The sequence below is a fragment of the Nocardia sp. NPDC127579 genome (assembly GCF_042672005.1).
In the GTDB taxonomy this organism is placed as follows: domain Bacteria; phylum Actinomycetota; class Actinomycetes; order Mycobacteriales; family Mycobacteriaceae; genus Nocardia.
The window spans coordinates 25,466-42,716 of sequence record NZ_JBHXVZ010000008.1 but is presented as its reverse complement, the minus strand read 5'-3'; the positions used below and the strand labels follow the sequence as shown (position 1 = coordinate 42,716).

At 70.2% G+C, this 17,251-nt stretch carries 13 protein-coding genes; 6 read left to right on the top strand and 7 right to left on the bottom strand.

What is annotated here, in order from left to right:
• Positions 1 to 65: 65 nt before the first annotated feature.
• Positions 66 to 1,061 carry a zinc-dependent alcohol dehydrogenase family protein gene (locus ACFVMC_RS25335; RefSeq protein WP_379214169.1) on the bottom strand — a complete coding sequence of 332 codons (996 nt, stop codon included), beginning with the start codon at positions 1,059 to 1,061 and terminating at the stop codon, positions 66 to 68.
• 594 nt (positions 1,062 to 1,655) lie between these two features.
• On the opposite strand from ACFVMC_RS25335, the gene ACFVMC_RS25330 reads away from it, so the two are divergent.
• The 5 genes from ACFVMC_RS25330 to ACFVMC_RS25310 all read left to right on the top strand — a co-directional run bounded on the left by ACFVMC_RS25330 (position 1,656) and on the right by ACFVMC_RS25310 (position 6,776).
• On the top strand, positions 1,656 to 2,171 hold the full coding sequence (locus ACFVMC_RS25330; RefSeq protein ID WP_379214167.1) for a hypothetical protein: 516 nt from the start codon (positions 1,656 to 1,658) through the stop codon (positions 2,169 to 2,171).
• A gap of 122 nt (positions 2,172 to 2,293) precedes the next feature.
• Entirely contained in the window at positions 2,294 to 3,700 is a 1,407-nt protein-coding gene (locus tag ACFVMC_RS25325) for an L-fucose/L-arabinose isomerase family protein (RefSeq protein ID WP_379214165.1), read from the top strand.
• Positions 3,697 to 5,184, top strand: a complete 1,488-nt coding sequence (locus tag ACFVMC_RS25320; protein ID WP_379214163.1) for an FGGY-family carbohydrate kinase — start codon at positions 3,697 to 3,699, stop codon at positions 5,182 to 5,184. Before ACFVMC_RS25325 ends, ACFVMC_RS25320 begins: the two co-directional genes overlap by 4 nt.
• Positions 5,185 to 5,301: 117 nt before the next feature.
• Positions 5,302 to 5,766, top strand: coding sequence for a thioredoxin family protein (locus ACFVMC_RS25315; RefSeq protein WP_379214161.1), 465 nt, complete (start codon positions 5,302 to 5,304; stop codon positions 5,764 to 5,766).
• Positions 5,763 to 6,776: a glycoside hydrolase family 172 protein gene (locus ACFVMC_RS25310; RefSeq protein WP_379214159.1), complete on the top strand. Its 1,014-nt coding sequence runs from the start codon at positions 5,763 to 5,765 to the stop codon at positions 6,774 to 6,776. Before ACFVMC_RS25315 ends, ACFVMC_RS25310 begins: the two co-directional genes overlap by 4 nt.
• Positions 6,777 to 6,780: 4 nt before the next feature.
• Here the strand turns inward: ACFVMC_RS25310 and ACFVMC_RS25305 are convergent, their stop codons facing one another.
• Positions 6,781 to 7,674 carry a hypothetical protein gene (locus tag ACFVMC_RS25305; RefSeq protein WP_379214157.1) on the bottom strand — a complete coding sequence of 298 codons (894 nt, stop codon included), beginning with the start codon at positions 7,672 to 7,674 and terminating at the stop codon, positions 6,781 to 6,783.
• A complete protein-coding gene (locus ACFVMC_RS25300; RefSeq protein WP_379214155.1) occupies positions 7,671 to 8,069 on the bottom strand; it encodes a hypothetical protein in 399 nt (132 codons plus the stop codon). The genes ACFVMC_RS25305 and ACFVMC_RS25300 overlap by 4 nt, the downstream gene beginning before the upstream one ends.
• 131 nt (positions 8,070 to 8,200) lie before the next feature.
• Between ACFVMC_RS25300 and ACFVMC_RS25295 the strand changes: the two genes are divergently transcribed.
• Positions 8,201 to 12,700 carry a CHAT domain-containing protein gene (locus tag ACFVMC_RS25295; protein ID WP_379214153.1) on the top strand — a complete coding sequence of 1,500 codons (4,500 nt, stop codon included), beginning with the start codon at positions 8,201 to 8,203 and terminating at the stop codon, positions 12,698 to 12,700.
• Between the two features lie 3 nt (positions 12,701 to 12,703).
• Here the strand turns inward: ACFVMC_RS25295 and ACFVMC_RS25290 are convergent, their stop codons facing one another.
• From ACFVMC_RS25290 to ACFVMC_RS25275, 4 genes are read right to left on the bottom strand one after another with little or no spacing between them, the layout of a single operon-like run.
• Positions 12,704 to 13,582, bottom strand: coding sequence for a family 43 glycosylhydrolase (locus ACFVMC_RS25290; RefSeq protein ID WP_379214151.1), 879 nt, complete (start codon positions 13,580 to 13,582; stop codon positions 12,704 to 12,706).
• 42 nt (positions 13,583 to 13,624) lie between these two features.
• Positions 13,625 to 14,227, bottom strand: coding sequence for a hypothetical protein (locus ACFVMC_RS25285; RefSeq protein WP_379214149.1), 603 nt, complete (start codon positions 14,225 to 14,227; stop codon positions 13,625 to 13,627).
• A 19-nt stretch (positions 14,228 to 14,246) separates the two neighbouring features.
• Positions 14,247 to 15,011, bottom strand: a complete 765-nt coding sequence (locus tag ACFVMC_RS25280; protein WP_379214147.1) for a tyrosine-protein phosphatase — start codon at positions 15,009 to 15,011, stop codon at positions 14,247 to 14,249.
• 2 nt (positions 15,012 to 15,013) lie between these two features.
• The gene (locus tag ACFVMC_RS25275) at positions 15,014 to 17,245 is read right to left on the bottom strand and encodes a pyruvate, phosphate dikinase (RefSeq protein WP_379214145.1); all 2,232 of its coding nucleotides are present in this window, start codon (positions 17,243 to 17,245) and stop codon (positions 15,014 to 15,016) included.
• Between the last annotated feature and the right edge of the window lie 6 nt (positions 17,246 to 17,251).

The following is a 17,251-nucleotide window of genomic DNA, read 5'->3' as shown; positions in this document are numbered from 1 at the left end:
GGTGTGGTCTCGGGTGTTGTGGTTGTTCGCGGTCGGCCCGGCGCGATCTCGGATCTTGCGGCGTTTCATGGTTGGCCCGGCGCGATCTGGATCTTGCGGCCCGCACCGTCGCGGAAGGTCCGGAGTGCGTCGGGGAACTCGGCGAGCCCGAAGGTGTGCGTGATCATGGCGTCGGCCGCGATCACGCCGCGGGCCATGAGTTCCACAGCGCGACCGAAACTTCGGAGCACGGCCATGGATCCGACGATGCTGATCTCGTCGTTGTAGATCCGGAACGGCGACACCGCCGCCGTCGCGGGGCCAGGAGCGACGCCGAATTGCTGATAGACCCCGCCCCGCCGGACCCGGCGCAACCCGTCCTCGATCGCTGCGACCACACCGGTGCAGTCGATCACCACCTCCCACCCGTGCGGCCGCCCGAATTCCGCCGCGTCCGTCGCGACCGCGTCGGCGCCGAGCGACGCGGCCACCTCCAGCCGGGCGGTGTTCACGTCCACCACCGACACCGAGGCGGCCCCGGCCGCGCGGGCCAGCTGCGCCATCAGCAGCCCCATGGTCCCGGCGCCGTAGAGCAGGTAGTGCGCGCCGAGCTCGCGCGGTAGCCGGTCGAAGGCGTGCACCGCGCACGACAGCGGTTCCACCAGCGCGCCGTGCGCCATGGACATCGCATCGGGCAGCCGATGACAATTGGCGGCGGGTACGGCCACGTACTCGGCCATCGCGCCGTCCACCGTGTCGCCGATGGCACCCCACCGTTCGCACAGATTCCCGCGCCCGATCCCGCAGTAGTGGCACACGCCGCAGAACAGCGACGGATCCACCGCCACCCGATCCCCGTCCCGCCACCCCGCCGCCTCGGATGCCACGATCTCCCCGGCGAATTCGTGCCCCGGCACGATCGGATACGGCGTCGGCGGAAACTCGCCCGCCACGATGTGCAGATCGGTACCGCAGATCCCGACCGCCCCCACCCGCACCACCACCTCACCCGCCCGCGGCACCGGATCAGCCACTTCCCGCACCACGAACCGCCCAGGCGTCTCGACCACCACCGCACGCATCCCTCTACGATGCCCCCACCACCCCCGCTCCCGGCACATTTTCAGCCTCCCTCGGCGCGTTCCGTCCCGCGCCTGGCTTGCTGGCCTTTTTCGGTGCGCTCTGTCCCCGCGCCTGGCTTGCTGGCGTCTTTCGGCGCGTTCCGTCCCGCGCCTGGCTTGCTGGCCTTTTTCGGTGCGCTCTGTCCCCGCGCCTGGCTTGCTGGCGTCTTTCGGCGCGTTCCGTCCCGCGCCTGGCTTGCTGGCCGTTTTCGGTGCGCTCTGTCCCCGCGCCTGGCTTGCTGGCGTCTTTCGGCGCGTTCCGTCCCGCGCCTGGCTTGCTGGCCTCTTCCGGCGCATTCCGTCCCCACACCCGCCACGCCGGCGTCCGATCGCGGCGTACCCGCACCACGGTGTGGGCGTGGCGGCGCTGTGCAGGGGTCGGCAGCCCACCTGACCACCGCACGTCGAAAGCATCGACAGGAGTTGCATCGGGCCTGTTCCGCTCCGGATCGGCCCAATTCGACTCCCGTCGAATTGTTGCGGAAGGGGGAAGTGCGCGTGGTGGAATTCGGACGGAGGGCGGCGGTGGCAGTTGGGGTCAGGCAGACTGGCGCGGTGGCGGAGACGGAACGCGGAGTGCAGGTTCGGACCGGTGACGGGGTGCTGTCGTCCGAGCTGACCGACGCCGTGCTGAATGCGGCGGTCGGGGGTTCGGGCGAGGCCGACGGGCTGTTGCTCGAACTCGAGCGGTCGAGTGAGGCCGAGGGGCTGTTGCTCGAGCGGTCGGGTGGCCGGTCGATCCGGGCCCAGCTGCTACCGGATCGCGTCTACCAGTTGACCTATCGCGAGGACGGGGGCGAATTCGAGCTGTTCACCTCGGATTCGAGTCTGGTGCGTGACATCCTGCGCGCGTGGGCCGATGAGCGACCGTGGTGGCGGGAACGGGTCGCGTGGTCGCCGGTCGATCCGGCGATCGCGGAACTGGAGTCCATGCGTCAGGAGATGGCGGGGATGCTGGACGGTATGAGCGTGCTGGACGCGCTCGGCGACACCATGGACGACGCGCTGGCCCGTGCGGATGAACTGCTCGAAAAGGACTGGGACGCAGAGGAGCTCGGCGGCAAGAGCTGAACCGTGGCCGGCCGGAGCGCGTTGCGATCCGGTGGCCGTTGCGCCGAATCCGCCCGGAGCGCGCCCGGCGGCTGGTATCTGTTGAGCGAGTTCTCCGACCACCCAACCGCGGGAGGCACGGTATGGCACGCATCGGGGTCATCAGTTTTTCCGACGGCCGCGACTATGTCCACGCGGGCATTGCCGAGTTCATCAGAACCACCGAGGATCGGCTGGTCGCGGCGTTGACCGCAGCGGGCCACGAGGTGGTGTGCGGGCCCGCGGTCAGTGACAACGCGCTCGCCGGATCGGTGGCGCGCAGCGTGGCCGCGGCAGGCGTGGATCTGACCGTCTTCCATTACGCGGTCTGGGCGTTCCCGCATTTCACCATGCTGGCGGCCGGCGCGACGCCTGGGCCGCTGCTGCTGTTGTCGAACATCGATCCCGTGCAGCCGGGCATGGTCGGGATGCTGGCCGCGGGTGGCGCGCTGGACCAGATCGGCCGCGACCACGCCCGGCTGTGGGGCGACCCCGGCGACGCGGCGCTGATCGCGGCCGTCGGGCAGCGGGCCCGCGCGGCGTCGGCCGTCGCGGCCCTGCGGGGCAGCACTTTCGGGCGTTTCGGTGGACGGCCGATGGGCATGAACACCGCGGTCGCCAATACCGATCAATGGCAGCGGCTGTTCGGGATCGATGTCGAGGAGATCGATCAGTGGGAGATCGTGCGCCGCGCGGAACTCGCCGACGCCGCGGAGGCGAAACACGCGCGCGAGTGGCTGGAACGCCACGCCACGGTGCATTACGACGGCCACAAGCTCACCCCGGAGCTGCTGGAACGTCAGATCCGCTCGTATCTGGCGGTGCGGGAGCTGATCGAGCAGTGGCGGCTGGATTTCAGCGGTATCAAGGGCCAGCCCGAGCTCACCCAGTATTTCGCCACCATGGACGTCACCGAGGCGTTCCTCAACGATCCCTACGACTGGAACGGGCCCAAACCGACGCATGTCTGCGCCACTGAGGCGGATATGGACGGCGCGCTCACCATGCAGCTGCTCAAGCAGATCGCCGACACCCCGGTCCTTTTCGCCGATGTCCGGCACTATCACGCCGACCGCGATATCTGGGATCTGTGCAACTCGGGCCAGCACGCGACCTGGTACGCGGCCCGCAGCGACGATCCGGCGGAGAACCTCGCGCGGGTGCACCTGTATCCGGAGGTGTTCTTCTTCCCCGCGGGCGGCGCTTCCGTGCATCACCTGGCGGCGCCGGGGGAGATGACCCTCGCCCGGTTCACACGCACGGACGGCGCGTACCGAATGCAGTTGATGCTGGGCGCTTTCGAGAACTACGACCGGTCCACCAACGAGGCGCTGATGCGGCAGTCGACCTGGGAGTGGCCGCACGCGTTCGCCCGCCTGGACGCCACCGCGTCGGATTTCCTGTCCCGGTTCGGCGCCAATCACATCCACGCAGTGCCGGGTGATCAGCGCGAAACCGTCCGTGCCGCCTGCGAATTGCTGGGCGTCGCCCTGGACGAGTTCAGCCGGTGAGCGATCCGCTGTTCGTCGGCGTCGATATCGGGACCTCCAGCTCGAAAGGCGTCCTGGTTCGAGCCGACGGCCGGGTTGTCGCCAGAGCCGAACGGGCACACGGTGTTTCCACCCCGCGCCCCGGCTGGGTGGAGCACGATGCCGAACGGATCTGGTGGGCGGAGTTCGCCGCGATCAGCCGGGAGCTGCTGGCGGCGGCCGACGGCGCCGCGCTCGGCGGGCTGGCCGTGTCCGGGATCGGCCCGTGCCTGCTGCCCGCCGACGCGGCCGGTGACCCGCTGCGCCCGGCCATCCTCTACGGCGTCGACACCCGAGCCACCACCGAGATCGCGGAACTGAACACCGAATTCGGCGTCGAGGCGGTGCTCGAGCGAGCGGGGTCGCCGCTGACCACCCAGGCGGTCGGCCCCAAACTGCGCTGGCTGGCCGCCAACGAGCCAGAGCTCGCGGCCCGGACCGAATTGCTGCTCATGGCGAGTTCCTTTCTCGTGCACCGGCTCACCGGCCGCTATGTGCTCGACCACCAGTCGGCCAGTCAGTGCGTGCCGCTCTACGATCTGCGCGCGCGGGCATGGGCGCTGGACTGGTGCGCGGCGATCGCGCCGGGTCTGCGGCTGCCCGAACTGGCCTGGCCCACCGAGGTGGTCGGCCGGATCACCGAAACTGCCGCCGCGGCAACGGGTTTGCCCGCCGGCCTGCCGGTGACCACGGGCACCATCGACGCCTGGGCCGAGGCCGCCAGCGTCGGCGTGACCGCGCCCGGTGACGCGATGGTCATGTACGGCACCACCATGTTCCTGGTCCAGGTGCTCACCGCACCCCGCCCGCACCCCGGTCTGTGGACCACCTGCGGTGCCTGGCCCGGCACCTACACCGTCGCCGCGGGAATGGCCACCTCCGGCGCGGTCACCGACTGGCTGCGCCGCCTCGTGGGTGGCGAATTCGCCGATCTGCTCGCCGCGGCCGGACAGGTGCCGCCGGGCAGCCGCGGGCTGCTCATGCTGCCGTACTTCGCGGGGGAGCGCACACCACTGTTCGATCCGGACGCCCGCGGTGTGATCGCCGGGCTCACCCTCGGGCACGGCCGCGCCGAGTTGTACCGTGCCGCACTGGAATCCATCGCCTACGGGGTCCGGCACAATCTCGTCGCGATGCGGGAGGCGGGTGGTCGGGCCGAGCGGCTGGTCGCGGTGGGCGGCGGCACCACCGGTGGGCTGTGGACCCAGATCGTCTCCGATGTCGTGGGCCGGCCGCAGCAACTCACCGCCGAGACCGTCGGCGCGTGTCTGGGCGACGCCCGCTTCGCCGCCGTCGCGGCCGGTGTCGACACCCGGCAGTGGAATCCCGTGGTCCACACCGTCGTTCCGGACCCAGCACGACATGCTCACTACGAGTCGTTCTACCAGCACTACCTAGAGCTGTATGCCGCCACGGCCGGCACCGCGCACTTCCTGGCCGCGGAACAGCATCGGGCCCATGAATGAGCCGGCGCGGCGCTATCGTGAGTCGTGTGGCGCCCGTCGTGGGCTCATGCAAGGATGCAAGGTTGGTTTCACCGTGATTGGGTGTGGCCGGATCAGCACACACCCGGGAGGATTGGCATGTCCAGCGTGACCTTGACCCAGCACAATTTCCACACCGTCGTCAGCACCAACAATATCGTGCTGATCGACTGGTTCGCGGGCTGGTGCGGGCCGAGCACCTATTTCGCGCCGGTGTTCGAGGACTCCTCGGATCGGCACCCGGATCTGGTCTACGGCAAGGTCGACATCGACGCCGAGGCCGAGCTCACCGCGCTCGCGCAGGTCAGCCAGTTCCCGACGCTGATGGCCTTCCGGGAGGGCCTGCTGGTCTTCAACAAGGCCGGTTTCCTGCCCGCCGCCGACCTGGAAGAGGTTGTGCAGCAGATCATGTGGCTGGACATGGACGCTGTCCGGCGGGCCGCCGCCGAGGGCGCGGAGGAGGCCGGTCAGGTGGCGGCCAAGACGACACAGTCACACGCGCAACCGGCGCGGCTCGCGAGCCTGGCGAGCGGGCCCGCCCGCTACGGCTGGCCCGGACTGTGAATCCGGCGGGATCGTCCGCCGATCTGTGGCGGCTCGATGCCGCGCGCACCCGCTCGATCAGTCCGGAGAACCCGACCGGCGCACCCGGCGCCGGGGCCCGGGCGACCGACGGCACCGGCGCGCACGCGGCTCGACTGCTCGGTCCCGGCTGGAAGGTCTCGCCGTCGATCGAGTTGCGGCCGGACGAAACCGCTGTGCTGGCCGATGTTTCCGGGCCGGGGGTGTTGCGGCACTTCTGGCTGACCACCGACCGCACGGTTCTGCGGCAACTCACCTTGCGAATGACCTGGGACGACGAACCCGAGCCCGCCGTCGATCTGCCACTGGGGTACTTCTTCTGCAACGGCTGGGACGAACTCGCGCTGCTCGGCTCCGAGATGGTGGTGGTCGCCCCCGCCGGGGGCTTGAACAGCTACTGGCCCATGCCTTTCGGCACCCGCGCCCGAATCACGCTGCACAATGGCTCCGGGCGCGCCGTCCCGGTCTACTACCAGCTCACCTATACCGAGGAAGAGCTCGCGGGCAAAGCCGCCCGGTTGCGCACCCGATGGCGGCGCAGCTCCCCGCTGGGGCTGCCCGCCGAGCATACGATCCTGGACGGCGTCACCGGCCCCGGCCGCTACGTCGGCACCTATCTCGCGATCCGGCCCGGTGCCCCCGGCTGGTGGGGTGAGGGCGAACTCAAGTTCTATCTGGACGGCGACACCACCCACCCCACGATCTGCGGCACCGGCACCGAGGACTACTTCGGCGGCGCGTGGAACTTCGACCTCGACGGCGTCTACCGCACCTACTCCACGCCGTATCTCGGCTTGCACCAGGTGCTGCCGCCCGACGAGATCTATCGGCCGCATCAGCGATTCGGCATGTACCGCTGGCATGTTCGTGATCCGCTGTGCTTCCGGGACGGTGTGCGCGTCACCCTCCAGGCGCTGGGCTGGGGCGACTCGGAAACCTATCTGCCGCTGGAGCGCGCCGATATCGCCACCACCGCCTGGTGGTACGGGTAGCCGGTCAGCCGCCCGGTGGCGGGAACGTCTCGTCCTTGCGCAGCAGTTTCGTCACCTTGGTGCCGATCTCCGGAGTGAGTACCGCCGGGCATTCGAAACCCAGCTCGCGGGCGAGCGCACCGCCGTAGAGGTCGATCGCTGATTCGGCGAGATCGGCCAGGGTGCTGGTCGCCGCGCGCGCCTGCGACCAGGCCGTGATCGCCACCGCCGCCGCGATGCCCAGCGCGGGCCACCACCACGCGCCGAGCAGCAGATAGAGAATGGCCCAGCCGAACAGGCGCGCGGCCGTGGCATAGGACTCGTGTGCCGTGCCCATATCGGCGCGCGGGCCTTCGGGCATGACGAACCACAGGCGCGGCCAGGCCACCGAGACATCCAGCCGGTACCGCTCCCAGACTCGAACATCCAACGCGCGCAGACGATCACCGATCCACAGCGGACGCTCGGCGGGCACCGGGGCGATCCGCTGGGTCCGTGCCATCGCGGCCGCGAGATCCAGCCGACCCGGGACCGGCCCGATCGCGGCGGTCACCTGCCGGTAGGCCCGATCCCAGCGCCACCGCCGCCAGCGGGTGAGCCACCGCAGCGGTCGCCGCCGCCCCGGCAGCATCCAGACGCGTTCGACGCCGCGCCCGAGCCAGCCCGCCGCCAGCCCGGCCCCGGCGGCGGCCACCAGGATTCCCGCGGTCACCGCGAGCAGGACGCCGGGCCGAGCCGTCTGCTGCGACTTCACGAATCCGTCGAACCAGGAGTGCAGCCGGTTCAGGTCGAGCGCCGCACCGCGCCCGAGCCGGTGCGCCACCACCGCCGTGGCCACCCACAGCAGGCCGGGCAGCACCAGCAGCGTCACCCAGCGTTCGGCGAGCTTCTTGCCCAGCTCACCGAGGAAGGCGTTCATGTCCCGATCTCCCGCGCGGCCAGCGGGTGTCCGGTGATCGCGCAGACCGGGACCTGATCCACCGGCCGTAGCAGAGTGCGCGCACACCGCTGCGGCGCCGAGCACACCAGCGCCGTGAAACTCGGATGCCCTGGGCCGCAGCCCGGCAGTCTCGCTGCGTTCGCGGGCGGGCCACCGTACGAGCGCGATCCGGTGGTGACATTGTCGATGCCGTTCTCGGCGAAAACCTGGTCCAGGGCATCGAGATCGGCGGCGAGCGCGTCGAGCCGACCGGCCCGCACCGCGTCCAGAATCCGGGCCAGCAGCGCGTCGGCCCCGAACCCGGCCGCCATCGTAGCGAAATCCGGATCCACCAGATGCACGCACAACCGATCGATCCGCTGGGTCACGTGCACCGTGCCCCTCCCCTCGAGATCCAGCACCACGGAATTCGTTGTGCCAGCATATCCCGATCGCCACAATGGAGGCCGATGGCTGGCAAACCCGTTGCGGGCATTGCGAAGTCGTCGGAACAGGGGGCGTTGTGATGGCCGGTCGGGACGAGATGGAAGCCGACATCCGATCGCTGTTCGACAGCGGCGATCTGTCCGTGGCCGCCGAGGCGATCGGAGCACTGGAAGCCGCGATGTCCGCCGCGGGCCCGAACAAGTACCAGTTTCGCGTCGCGCTGGCCGTCGCCTGCCAGATCTGGTTCGAACACACCGGAGACGACGACGCCCAGGCGGCGGCGATCGCGCTGTTTCGCGAGGAACTCGCCGACAATCCACCCGGGAGTCCGCACCGCGGCGCCTGCCTGGCCGACCTCGCCGAGGCACTCACCACGCTCGGCACCCAGACCGGTGATCTCGCCGCACTACGGGAGGCCGCCGACCTGCTCGACGAGGCCGCGGCCGCGGCGGCCGGACCGTATCGGGTGGGCTTCCGGTCGCGACAGGCGATGGTGCTGCGCTATCGGTACGACGTCTCCGGCGACGAATCGGATCTGCGCGACGCGGTGGCGATATTCCGTGCGCTCGCGGCCGCGACCCCGCCCGGACACCCCGAACGCGCGGTGGCGCTGAACAATCTCGCCCTGACCTTGACCGCCCTGTACGGCCGGACCTCGGACGGCGCCGTGATCGCGGAGTCGATCGAGTCGCTGCGGGCGGCGACGGTGATCGCCGAGGCACGCGGCGCGGACAGCACCAACTATCGCGTGCATCTCGCGAGCGCGCTCGAGCACAGCTACACCGAATCCGCCGACATCGCCGTGCTCGAGGAAGCACTCGCCCTGCGCCGCACCGTGTTCCGCACACTGCCGGTCGACCATCCGATGCGCGCGGAGTTCCTGAACGATCTCGGCAATGCGCTGCGGAACTACGCGGTGGAGTCCGGTGCGGACGATCTTCTGCACGAGGCCGTGCGGATCGGGCGGCAGTCGGTGGCCGCCGGTGTCGCCGATCGGGTGAAGCAGGGCGCCCATCAGGTCAACCTCGCCGAGTCGCTGGTCGCGCTGAGCCGCCGAACCGAGGCCGCCGACGCGCTCGACGCGGCCATCGAGCTCTACCGCGCCGCACAGGCGGCGGTGCCCGGAAGCCATATCTGGCATCGCCGGTTTCTGATCGGCCTGGCGCATGCCCTGATGCTCACGGCCCGGCGTACCGGTGCGTTCGCGGCGGCCGAGGAAGCGATCGCGGTGCTGGAGCAGGCCGCGGACGAGACACCCGACGATGATCCCGGTCTGGCCGGTGTGCTCGGTGCTCTCGCATCGGCGTGGCGGCTGCGCCACCAGCTCCGCGCCGAGCCCGGCGATCTGGTGCAGTCTGTCGAGTACGGCCGGGAGGCGCTGTCGTGCGCCGGTCCGGACCATCGTGACCGCGCCGATCTGCTGACGGGCCTGGCGGATTCGCTGCACACGCTGTTCGAGTGCGGCGGTGCGGGAGTGGTGCTCGAGGAAGTCATCGGCCTGCACCGCGAGGCCGTCGCCGTCGCACCCGTCGCGAAGCGGCACTATCCATTGCACGGCCTCGCGATCAGTCTGCACACCTCGGCCGAGTGGCGGTCCGACGTCGCGGCACTGGACGAGGCGATCGGCCTGTATCGCGACGCCGCGCGGACGACGAGTGATCTCGACAGCCGGCGAGTGCTGCACTTGAACCTGGCTGATGCGTTGCTGCTGCGCTACGAGTGGCAGCCGGAGGTCGCGACGCTGGAGGAAGCGGCCGGGTTGTGCCAGGCAGTCGTGGAGCAGACCCGGGCGGGCCACGAGAGCCGCTCGCGCGCACTGCGCGAACTCGGCGCGGCACTGCTCGCACACTACGAGCACACCGGCCGGCCCGAGTTGCGCGACGAGGCGATCACCCGGTGCCGGCAGGCGGTCGCCGAGGCGCCGACCGGGCACCCGGAATACGCGCGCTGCTGCTCCGGCCTGGGCAATGCCCTGCGCCGGAAGATCGACGACGTCATCGATCCGAATGTCCTGGACGAAGCGATCGGGCTGTACCGCGCCGCCGTGGACGCGATGCCCGCCGATTCGCCTGAATCCTTGTCGTATCTGGGCAATCTGGCGCATGCCCTGCGCACCCGTTACCTCCTCACCCGGGACTCGGCAGCGCTGCACGAATCGGTCCGGTACGCGCGCGGCGTCGTCGAGGCGACCACCGCCGGGCATGTCGAGGAGGCGATGCGACTTGCCGGACTGGGCAATTCGCTGCACTTGCTCTTCGATCTCGAACGAGATCGCACGGTTCTCGACGAAGCGGTGCGTACCTGGCGGCGCACCGTGGAGCGGACTCCGCCCGGGCATCTCGACCGAGGAGTGCATTCCGCGCAGCTGGGTACCGCGCTGCACGCGCTGTATCAGGAAACCCACGCGGTGGACGCGATCACCGAAGCGGTGGCGGTCTACCGGGACGCGGTCGCGACCACTCCCGAGGAGCACCCCGCACGAACCGCGCGCTCGGCCGACCTCGCGGACGGACTCTGGGCGCTGTCGGAGGCCATGCGCGCCGAGGAGGCACGGACCGAAGGCGCTTGGGCCGACGGGGTGCGCGTGGCGCCGATCAGCTCCGACGCCGCGTTGGACGAGGCGATCGGCCTCTATCGCACGGTGCTTGCCGCCATGGCGGCCGAGCACCCGCGGCGGGCGACCACCCTGCACAATCTCGGTGTCGCCCTGCGTGATCGGCATCGGCAGATCGCGGATCCGGACACGCTGGTGGCCGCCCGCGCGGCGTTCCGGGACGCGATGTCCCTGCGTTCCGGATCACTGCGGGAACGAATCCTCTCCGGTATCGAACTGTCTCGCCTCGAACTGCGGACCGGTGCGGCGACGGCGGCACTGGCGGTGCTGGAGAAGGTGGCCGAGTTGGTGCCACAGTTCGCTTCTCGCGCCCTGGCTCGCGCGGACCGGGAACGAGGACTCGGCCGATTGGCCGGGCTGCCCGCGCAGATGGCCGCCACCGCCGTGGCAGCCGGTCGGCCCGACCTGGGTGCCGTCCTATTGGAACAGACACGCGCGCTGCTGATCGGCGAGGTACTGGAAGATCGCGCCGCCGCGCTCGAATTGGCCGCGCTCGCACCGGATCTGGCGGTCGAGCTGCGCGATCTCCAGGAGCGCATGGCGGCTTTGGAGCTGGGGGAGACAACGTCCGGCATAACGAGTTCGATGACCGGAGACGATCGCCGGGCCGGCGGCGGAAGGGATCCGCTCGCACCGGATCTGGCGGTCGAGCTGCGCGCACGCACAGCGGCATCAGGGATTGGCCAGTCCTCGTTCGGCGCGGATCTGCGGCTGGCAACCGAGCGGGGCGAGCGGCGTCGTGCGCACTTCGAGCAGTGGCAAGACCTGACGGCACGAATTCGCCGACGGCCCGGGCTCGAAGGGTATCTGCGGCCTCCGACCATCGAGCAGCTGTGCGATGCGGCCGGTGCCGGTCCGATCATCATGCCGTACGCCGATCGCGAGACGGGTGGGGCGATCGTGCTCACCGCCGACGGTGCGACGGCGGTGACGCTGCCCCGGCTGACCGTGTGGTCGGTCTTCGACCAGCTCGAGCGGCTGCTGGATGGATGGCATGCGGCCGAAGGTCCGGTCGGTGGCCGGGCGGCGGCACAGCGCGATATCCGCACGGTGCTGGGCTGGGTCTGGGACGAGATCGCCGAACCGGTGCTTGATCATCTGAAGTTGCGAGGCGAGCCGGGAACTCGGCCGCGGGTGTGGTGGTGCCCGATCGGGCAGTTGGCATGGTTGCCTCTGCACGCGGCCGGGCGTGAGGTCGAAGGCACGAGCGATTCCTCGGTGCCGATCGAGCCGCTGCCCTTGCAGGCCGGCAGGCGCGATGACGAGGGTTCCCGTGAGTGTTCCGTGCCGGATCGGGTGGTGTCCTCGTGCATCACAACCGTTCGCGCGCTCGTGCGCGCCCGGATGCGCTCCGGCGGCGCGGACCCTTCCGCCCTGATCGTCGGCATGCCGATCGGCGCCGGTGACGAACCGGACGGTGTCGACGCGGAGATGGCGGATCTCGCTGCCCTGCTGCCCGATTCGCGGATCATCTACGGGGCGGACGCCGACTACGCCGCGGTGGCGGCGGCACTGCCGCGCCATTCGATCGCGCATTTCGCGTGCCACGGTTTCACCAGCATGGGCGATCCGGCACGCGGCGCGCTGGTGCTGTCGGATTACCGGGAACGGCCGCTGACCGTGGTCGAGCTGTCGCGCATGAATCTGGGTGCGGCCGATCTCGCGTATCTGTCCGCGTGCAGCACCGCTCAGGGCAGTCCGCAGCTGGCCGACGAGGCGATCCACGTGACCGCCGCCATCCAGCTGGCCGGCTACCGCCACGTCATCGGCACGCTGTGGCCGATCAACGACGCGGCGGCCGCGGCGTTCGCGCGCGAGTTCTATGGTCGGCTGACCGGCGGCGGGCAGCATGTTCCGCGCACCGACGACAGCGCGATCGAGCTGAATCATGTTGTGCGGGACATGCGTTCGCGGTACCCGAAGCTGCCCACGCGGTGGGCGGCCTATCTGCATCAAGGAGTGTGAGCGCTAGCGGGGCACGGTGGGCCCGGGCCCGCGGGCCGGGAAGCTCACGGGGGCGAGGTGGACTCCGCCCTGGCCCCAGCCCGCGCTGGTGACCCACCAGCGGTCGTCGTCGTGGACGAGTTCGGCGGCGTGGGCGCGAATGTGACCGATCTTGTCGCCGATGTGGAAGCGGAACGGGCTGTCGCTGCGGAAGACATCGGTGCCCACGTAGTCGGGGCGCGGGCCGATGAACAGATACCAGGAGCCGTCGTGGCGGACCACGAACGGGGATTCGGTGTTGCCCGCTTCGCTGCCGGTGCTGGGGTCGGAGTAGGCGATGTGACGTTCACCCCAGTGCAGCAGATCGGTGCTGAGGCGATAGCAGACGACATGATGGCCGCCGTGCGGTGCGCTGGTGGCGCAGTAGTACATGACCCATTTCTCACCCAGGCGCAGCACCATGGGGTCGCGGGCGTCGTAACCGTCGCGGAAGAGTGGGCCGTGCGGTGCGCGGGTCCAGCGGAACAGGTCGGGGGAGGTGGCCAGGGCGAGGGCAGCTCGGGTGCGATCCGGGCCGCCGCCCGCGTAGAACATGAAGTACCGGCCGTCGTGCCGGATGACGTGCGGCGCCCACAGGTGGGTCTCGCCGGCGCCGGGATCGGCCCTCAGCGCGGGTGCGCGCTTGGTCCAGGGGCCGTGCAGGTCGGGGGCGACGGCGTGGGCGAACTCGATCTCGTGGAACGGGTCGGCGGGTTCGGCATGGGTGATGCCGAACAGGTGCCAGCGGCCGTCGTCCGCGCGCACGATCGTGTGATCGTTGATGTACCACGGGCGCTGTTCGCCGACGGTGGGGTCGTAGATCTTCGTGAATGTCCCTGCTCGCACCACTGCACGCGTCGGCATGGCACCCATGATCCCCGTCGCGTGGCCGTTCGCGGGCCCGACTCAGTTGCCGGGCTGGTCCGGGTATTGCTGGGTGCCGGGGTGCACCTGCTCGTGCGGGAGCCGGACGGTGGCCGGCCCGTGTGCGAACGGCTGCCGGGCCGGATGCGGCATGACGGTGGTAGGCGCTTCCGGTCCGGCCGGGAACGGGTGGCGCACCGGGGGCGGCTGGTGGCCGGGCTGTGCGGGTGCGGTATTCGCGCCACCGCGCCGGAAACGGCCGAGACCCGGCAGGTGGGAGCGGTAGAGTCCGGCCGCGACGGCGGTGGTGAGCACCACGGCGACGCCCGCGAGCCAGTCGACATGCCAGAACGCGGCGACCACCCCGAGGGCGGCGGCGCCGATCGCCACGGTCGCGACCGGACCGCGTGCGCGCTCGTCGCGTGCGACGTCGAGCAGGATCAGCACCCCGAGCAGCGGGATAGCGACCGCGAAGGCCGATACCGAGAGCTTGGCGGCGCCGCCGATCGTCTCGGCGGTCAGGAATCCCTGTAGGAGCACCACGCCGAGCGCGATGAGTCCGGCGTACATGAGATTGTGCTGCCCGGCCGCGCTCCGCTCCGGGGCGGGGATGGGCTCGTGGTAGGCGTAGTCGTCCTCTCTCATGGGGGCGACCCTACCCTTATTACACCTCTACCAGCACCTGGCGCAATTGTGTCAGCTCCGCTGCATCCAGCCCGTGTGATCGCAGCCACGCCGCGCTGCCGCCGTGTGTCTCGCGCAACCCGGCGAGGAACTGCCGGATCACTTCCGGGTCGGCGGCCAGGATTCCGGTATTCACCGGTGGCAGACCATGATACGAGGGTAGATCGTCGAGCCGGGCGCGGATGCGGCTCAGGCGCTGACCGGTCAGCGCGTAGTCCTCGGCAATGACCTCGACGGGTACTCCGACCGCGTCCAACAGTACCGCCGCGACCAGCCCGGTTCGGTCTTTTCCTGCCGCGCAGTGGAATACGACGGAGTGTCGGGCGGAATCGGCGATGATGCGCGCTGCGGTCACCACAGATTCCGCACTGCCACTGAGTAATTCGCGATACAAGCCGACCAGGTCGTACTGTCGGCCATCGGGTACCAGCTCTGCCGGAGTCAGGGTGGATCGGGTCGCCTTGCGCACCGGCAGGTTGACCACCGCCACCGCGGCCGTCGCGAGCAGGCCATAACCCTCCCGCTCCACCTCGTCGGGATTGCGTAGATCGAGGAGCGTGCGCAGGCCGAGCGGGCCGAGCAGCGCGCTCAGGTCCTCCGCGGTGAGATGCTGGGGCGTGCTGGCGCGGTAGACGACGCCGAAACGGGTTGTCCCGCCTCCGATTACCGGCAGTCCGCCGAGGTCGCGCACATTGTCGATCTCGGCGAAATCGATCCAGCGCCGAACATTGGTGTCGCTGTACATGATCAGTGCGCCCGTCCCGCCGCCGCTTCGTCGGCGCGGCTCAGGCCGCAGAGGCCGATCAGGTCTTCGTGGAGTTCGAACCAGACCGTGTGATAGCTGTCGATGATGGGACGAGCGACCCAGAGATGCTCGCCCGCGCCGATCTTCGCGATCGCCGCGTCGAAGCGGTCCGGATAGGGATGTAGTCGTGGCGCGATCGATGCGATCCATCTGGTCAGCGGCGTCACCTGTTCGTGCAGGACCTGAAGCCGATCCAGCACCCGCCGGTCGTAGGCGGCATCGGTGTGATCGTTGGGCGTCTGCGCGTCCCTCATCTGCCAGGCCGTGACAATATCCTTCAATTCAGCGTTGTGGCCGCAGAATTCGGTGTAGATGGTGGCGATCTCGGCGGCGTCGACCTGCTCGCGTTCCGCCGCGAGCAGCGCGGTGAGCCGTTCCCGGCCCGGCGGGGCGAGCCGAAGTCCGGCCGGGGTGGTCGCGCACCAGCCACGATCGACGAGTTCGGCGCAGCGGCGGACGATTTCGTCCTCCGATCGGCTCAGACTCGCGGCCACCGCTTCTGGGCGCACCCGGCCCTTGATGCCGATCAGCCGAAGTAGAGCGAGGTCGGTGCTGGTGGACTGCGTCTGGCTGTCGGGCAAGGTGGTGCGCGGCCGAGCGAGATCAGACGCAGGCGAGATCCCTGCTGTCATGGTTCCATTGTCGGCCGAAACGATTGCCGATGACGAGGTTTCACCGGTTCGGGTGCGGGACAGGGCTGCCGGAAGTTCGCCCGGCTCGACGCCGGCCCAGGTCGCCAGCCGGGCCACATCCTCGATGACGTCGGGCGCCACCGGTTTTCCGTCGACCTTCCCGAGCAGCACCACGCCCGCGCCGCCGTCCACCGTGACCGTGCGCCCGGCGAGCGCGGCGACCACGCCGGGGCCGCAGCCGACCACGCAGGGCCGGCCCAGCTCCCGGCTGACCAGCGCGGCATGCGATGTCGCACCGCCCAGTTCGGTGACCACGGCGCGCGCGGCGATCATGCCGGGCAGGTCGTCGGGGCTGGTGGTGGCGCGCACCAGGATCACGTCTTCGCCTGCGGCCGAGCGGGTTTCGGCCTCATCGGGATCGGTGACCACCAGTCCCGAGGCCAGCCCGGGGCAGGCGGATTCGCCGCGGGCCAGTGGCAAAGCGCCGGTGTCGGCGCCGGATTCCGGTCGCAGCACGATGCGCAGCTGCTCGGCGGTGACCCGCTCCAGGGCCCGCGCGGTATCGATGAGTCCTTCCTCGACCATGGCGACCGCGGCGCGCACGGCCGCGCGCGCGGATCGCTTGGCGGGCCGGGCCTGCAACAGCCACAGCCGCCCGGACTCGACCGTGAACTCGAGGTCCTGGATATCGCGGCCGTCGCGTTCGAGCAGGGTGGCCGCGGCGAGCAGTTGCTCGTGCGCCGCGGGCAGGACGCGGGCGAGATCGTCGAGTGGGCGCGGGGTGGTGCGGCCGGACACCACGTCCTCGCCCTGACCGCCGGCCAGCCACTCGCCGAAGGGCTGCGGCGCACCGGAATTCGGGTTCCGGCTGAACAGCACGCCGGTGCCGGAGCGATCGTCGAGATTGCCGAACACCATGGCCTGGACGGTCACCGCCGTGCCGAGGTCGTCGGCGACACCGCGATTGCGCCGATACGCCTGGGCGCGTGCGGAATCCCACGAGCGGAAGACAGCGGTGACGGCCGCGCGCAGCTGGTCCCAGGGATCCGGCGGTACCTCGGCGTGCGGGTCACCGAGCACGATCTCGCGGTACTGAGCCAGGAAGCGGCGGTGGGTGTCGCTCGCGTACCCGGGGTTGCCGGTCTCGGCGACCAGCGCCCGCTCGACCTGGGCGTTCATCCCGAGATTGAGGACGGTGTCCATCATGCCCGGCATGCTCACCGCCGCACCGGAGCGCACCGAGACCAGCAGCGGCCGGGTGTCCGCGCCGAATCGGCGGCCGGTGCCGCGTTCGAGGGCCGCGATCCCCGCCCGCACCCCGGCCCAGATCTCCGGGCCGAGTGCACCGCGCGCCCCGAATTCCGCCCACGCCGCCGTGCTCAGCGCGAACGCGGGCGGTACCGGAAGCCCGAGGGCCCGCATGTGATTCACACTCCACGCCTTGCCGCCGATCTGCTCGCGCGCCAGGGGGCAGGTGCCGTCCAGCTCGGCTACCGAGGATGCGGTCTCGGGCGTCTCCACGGGCCCCACTCCGGTTGACATGTCACT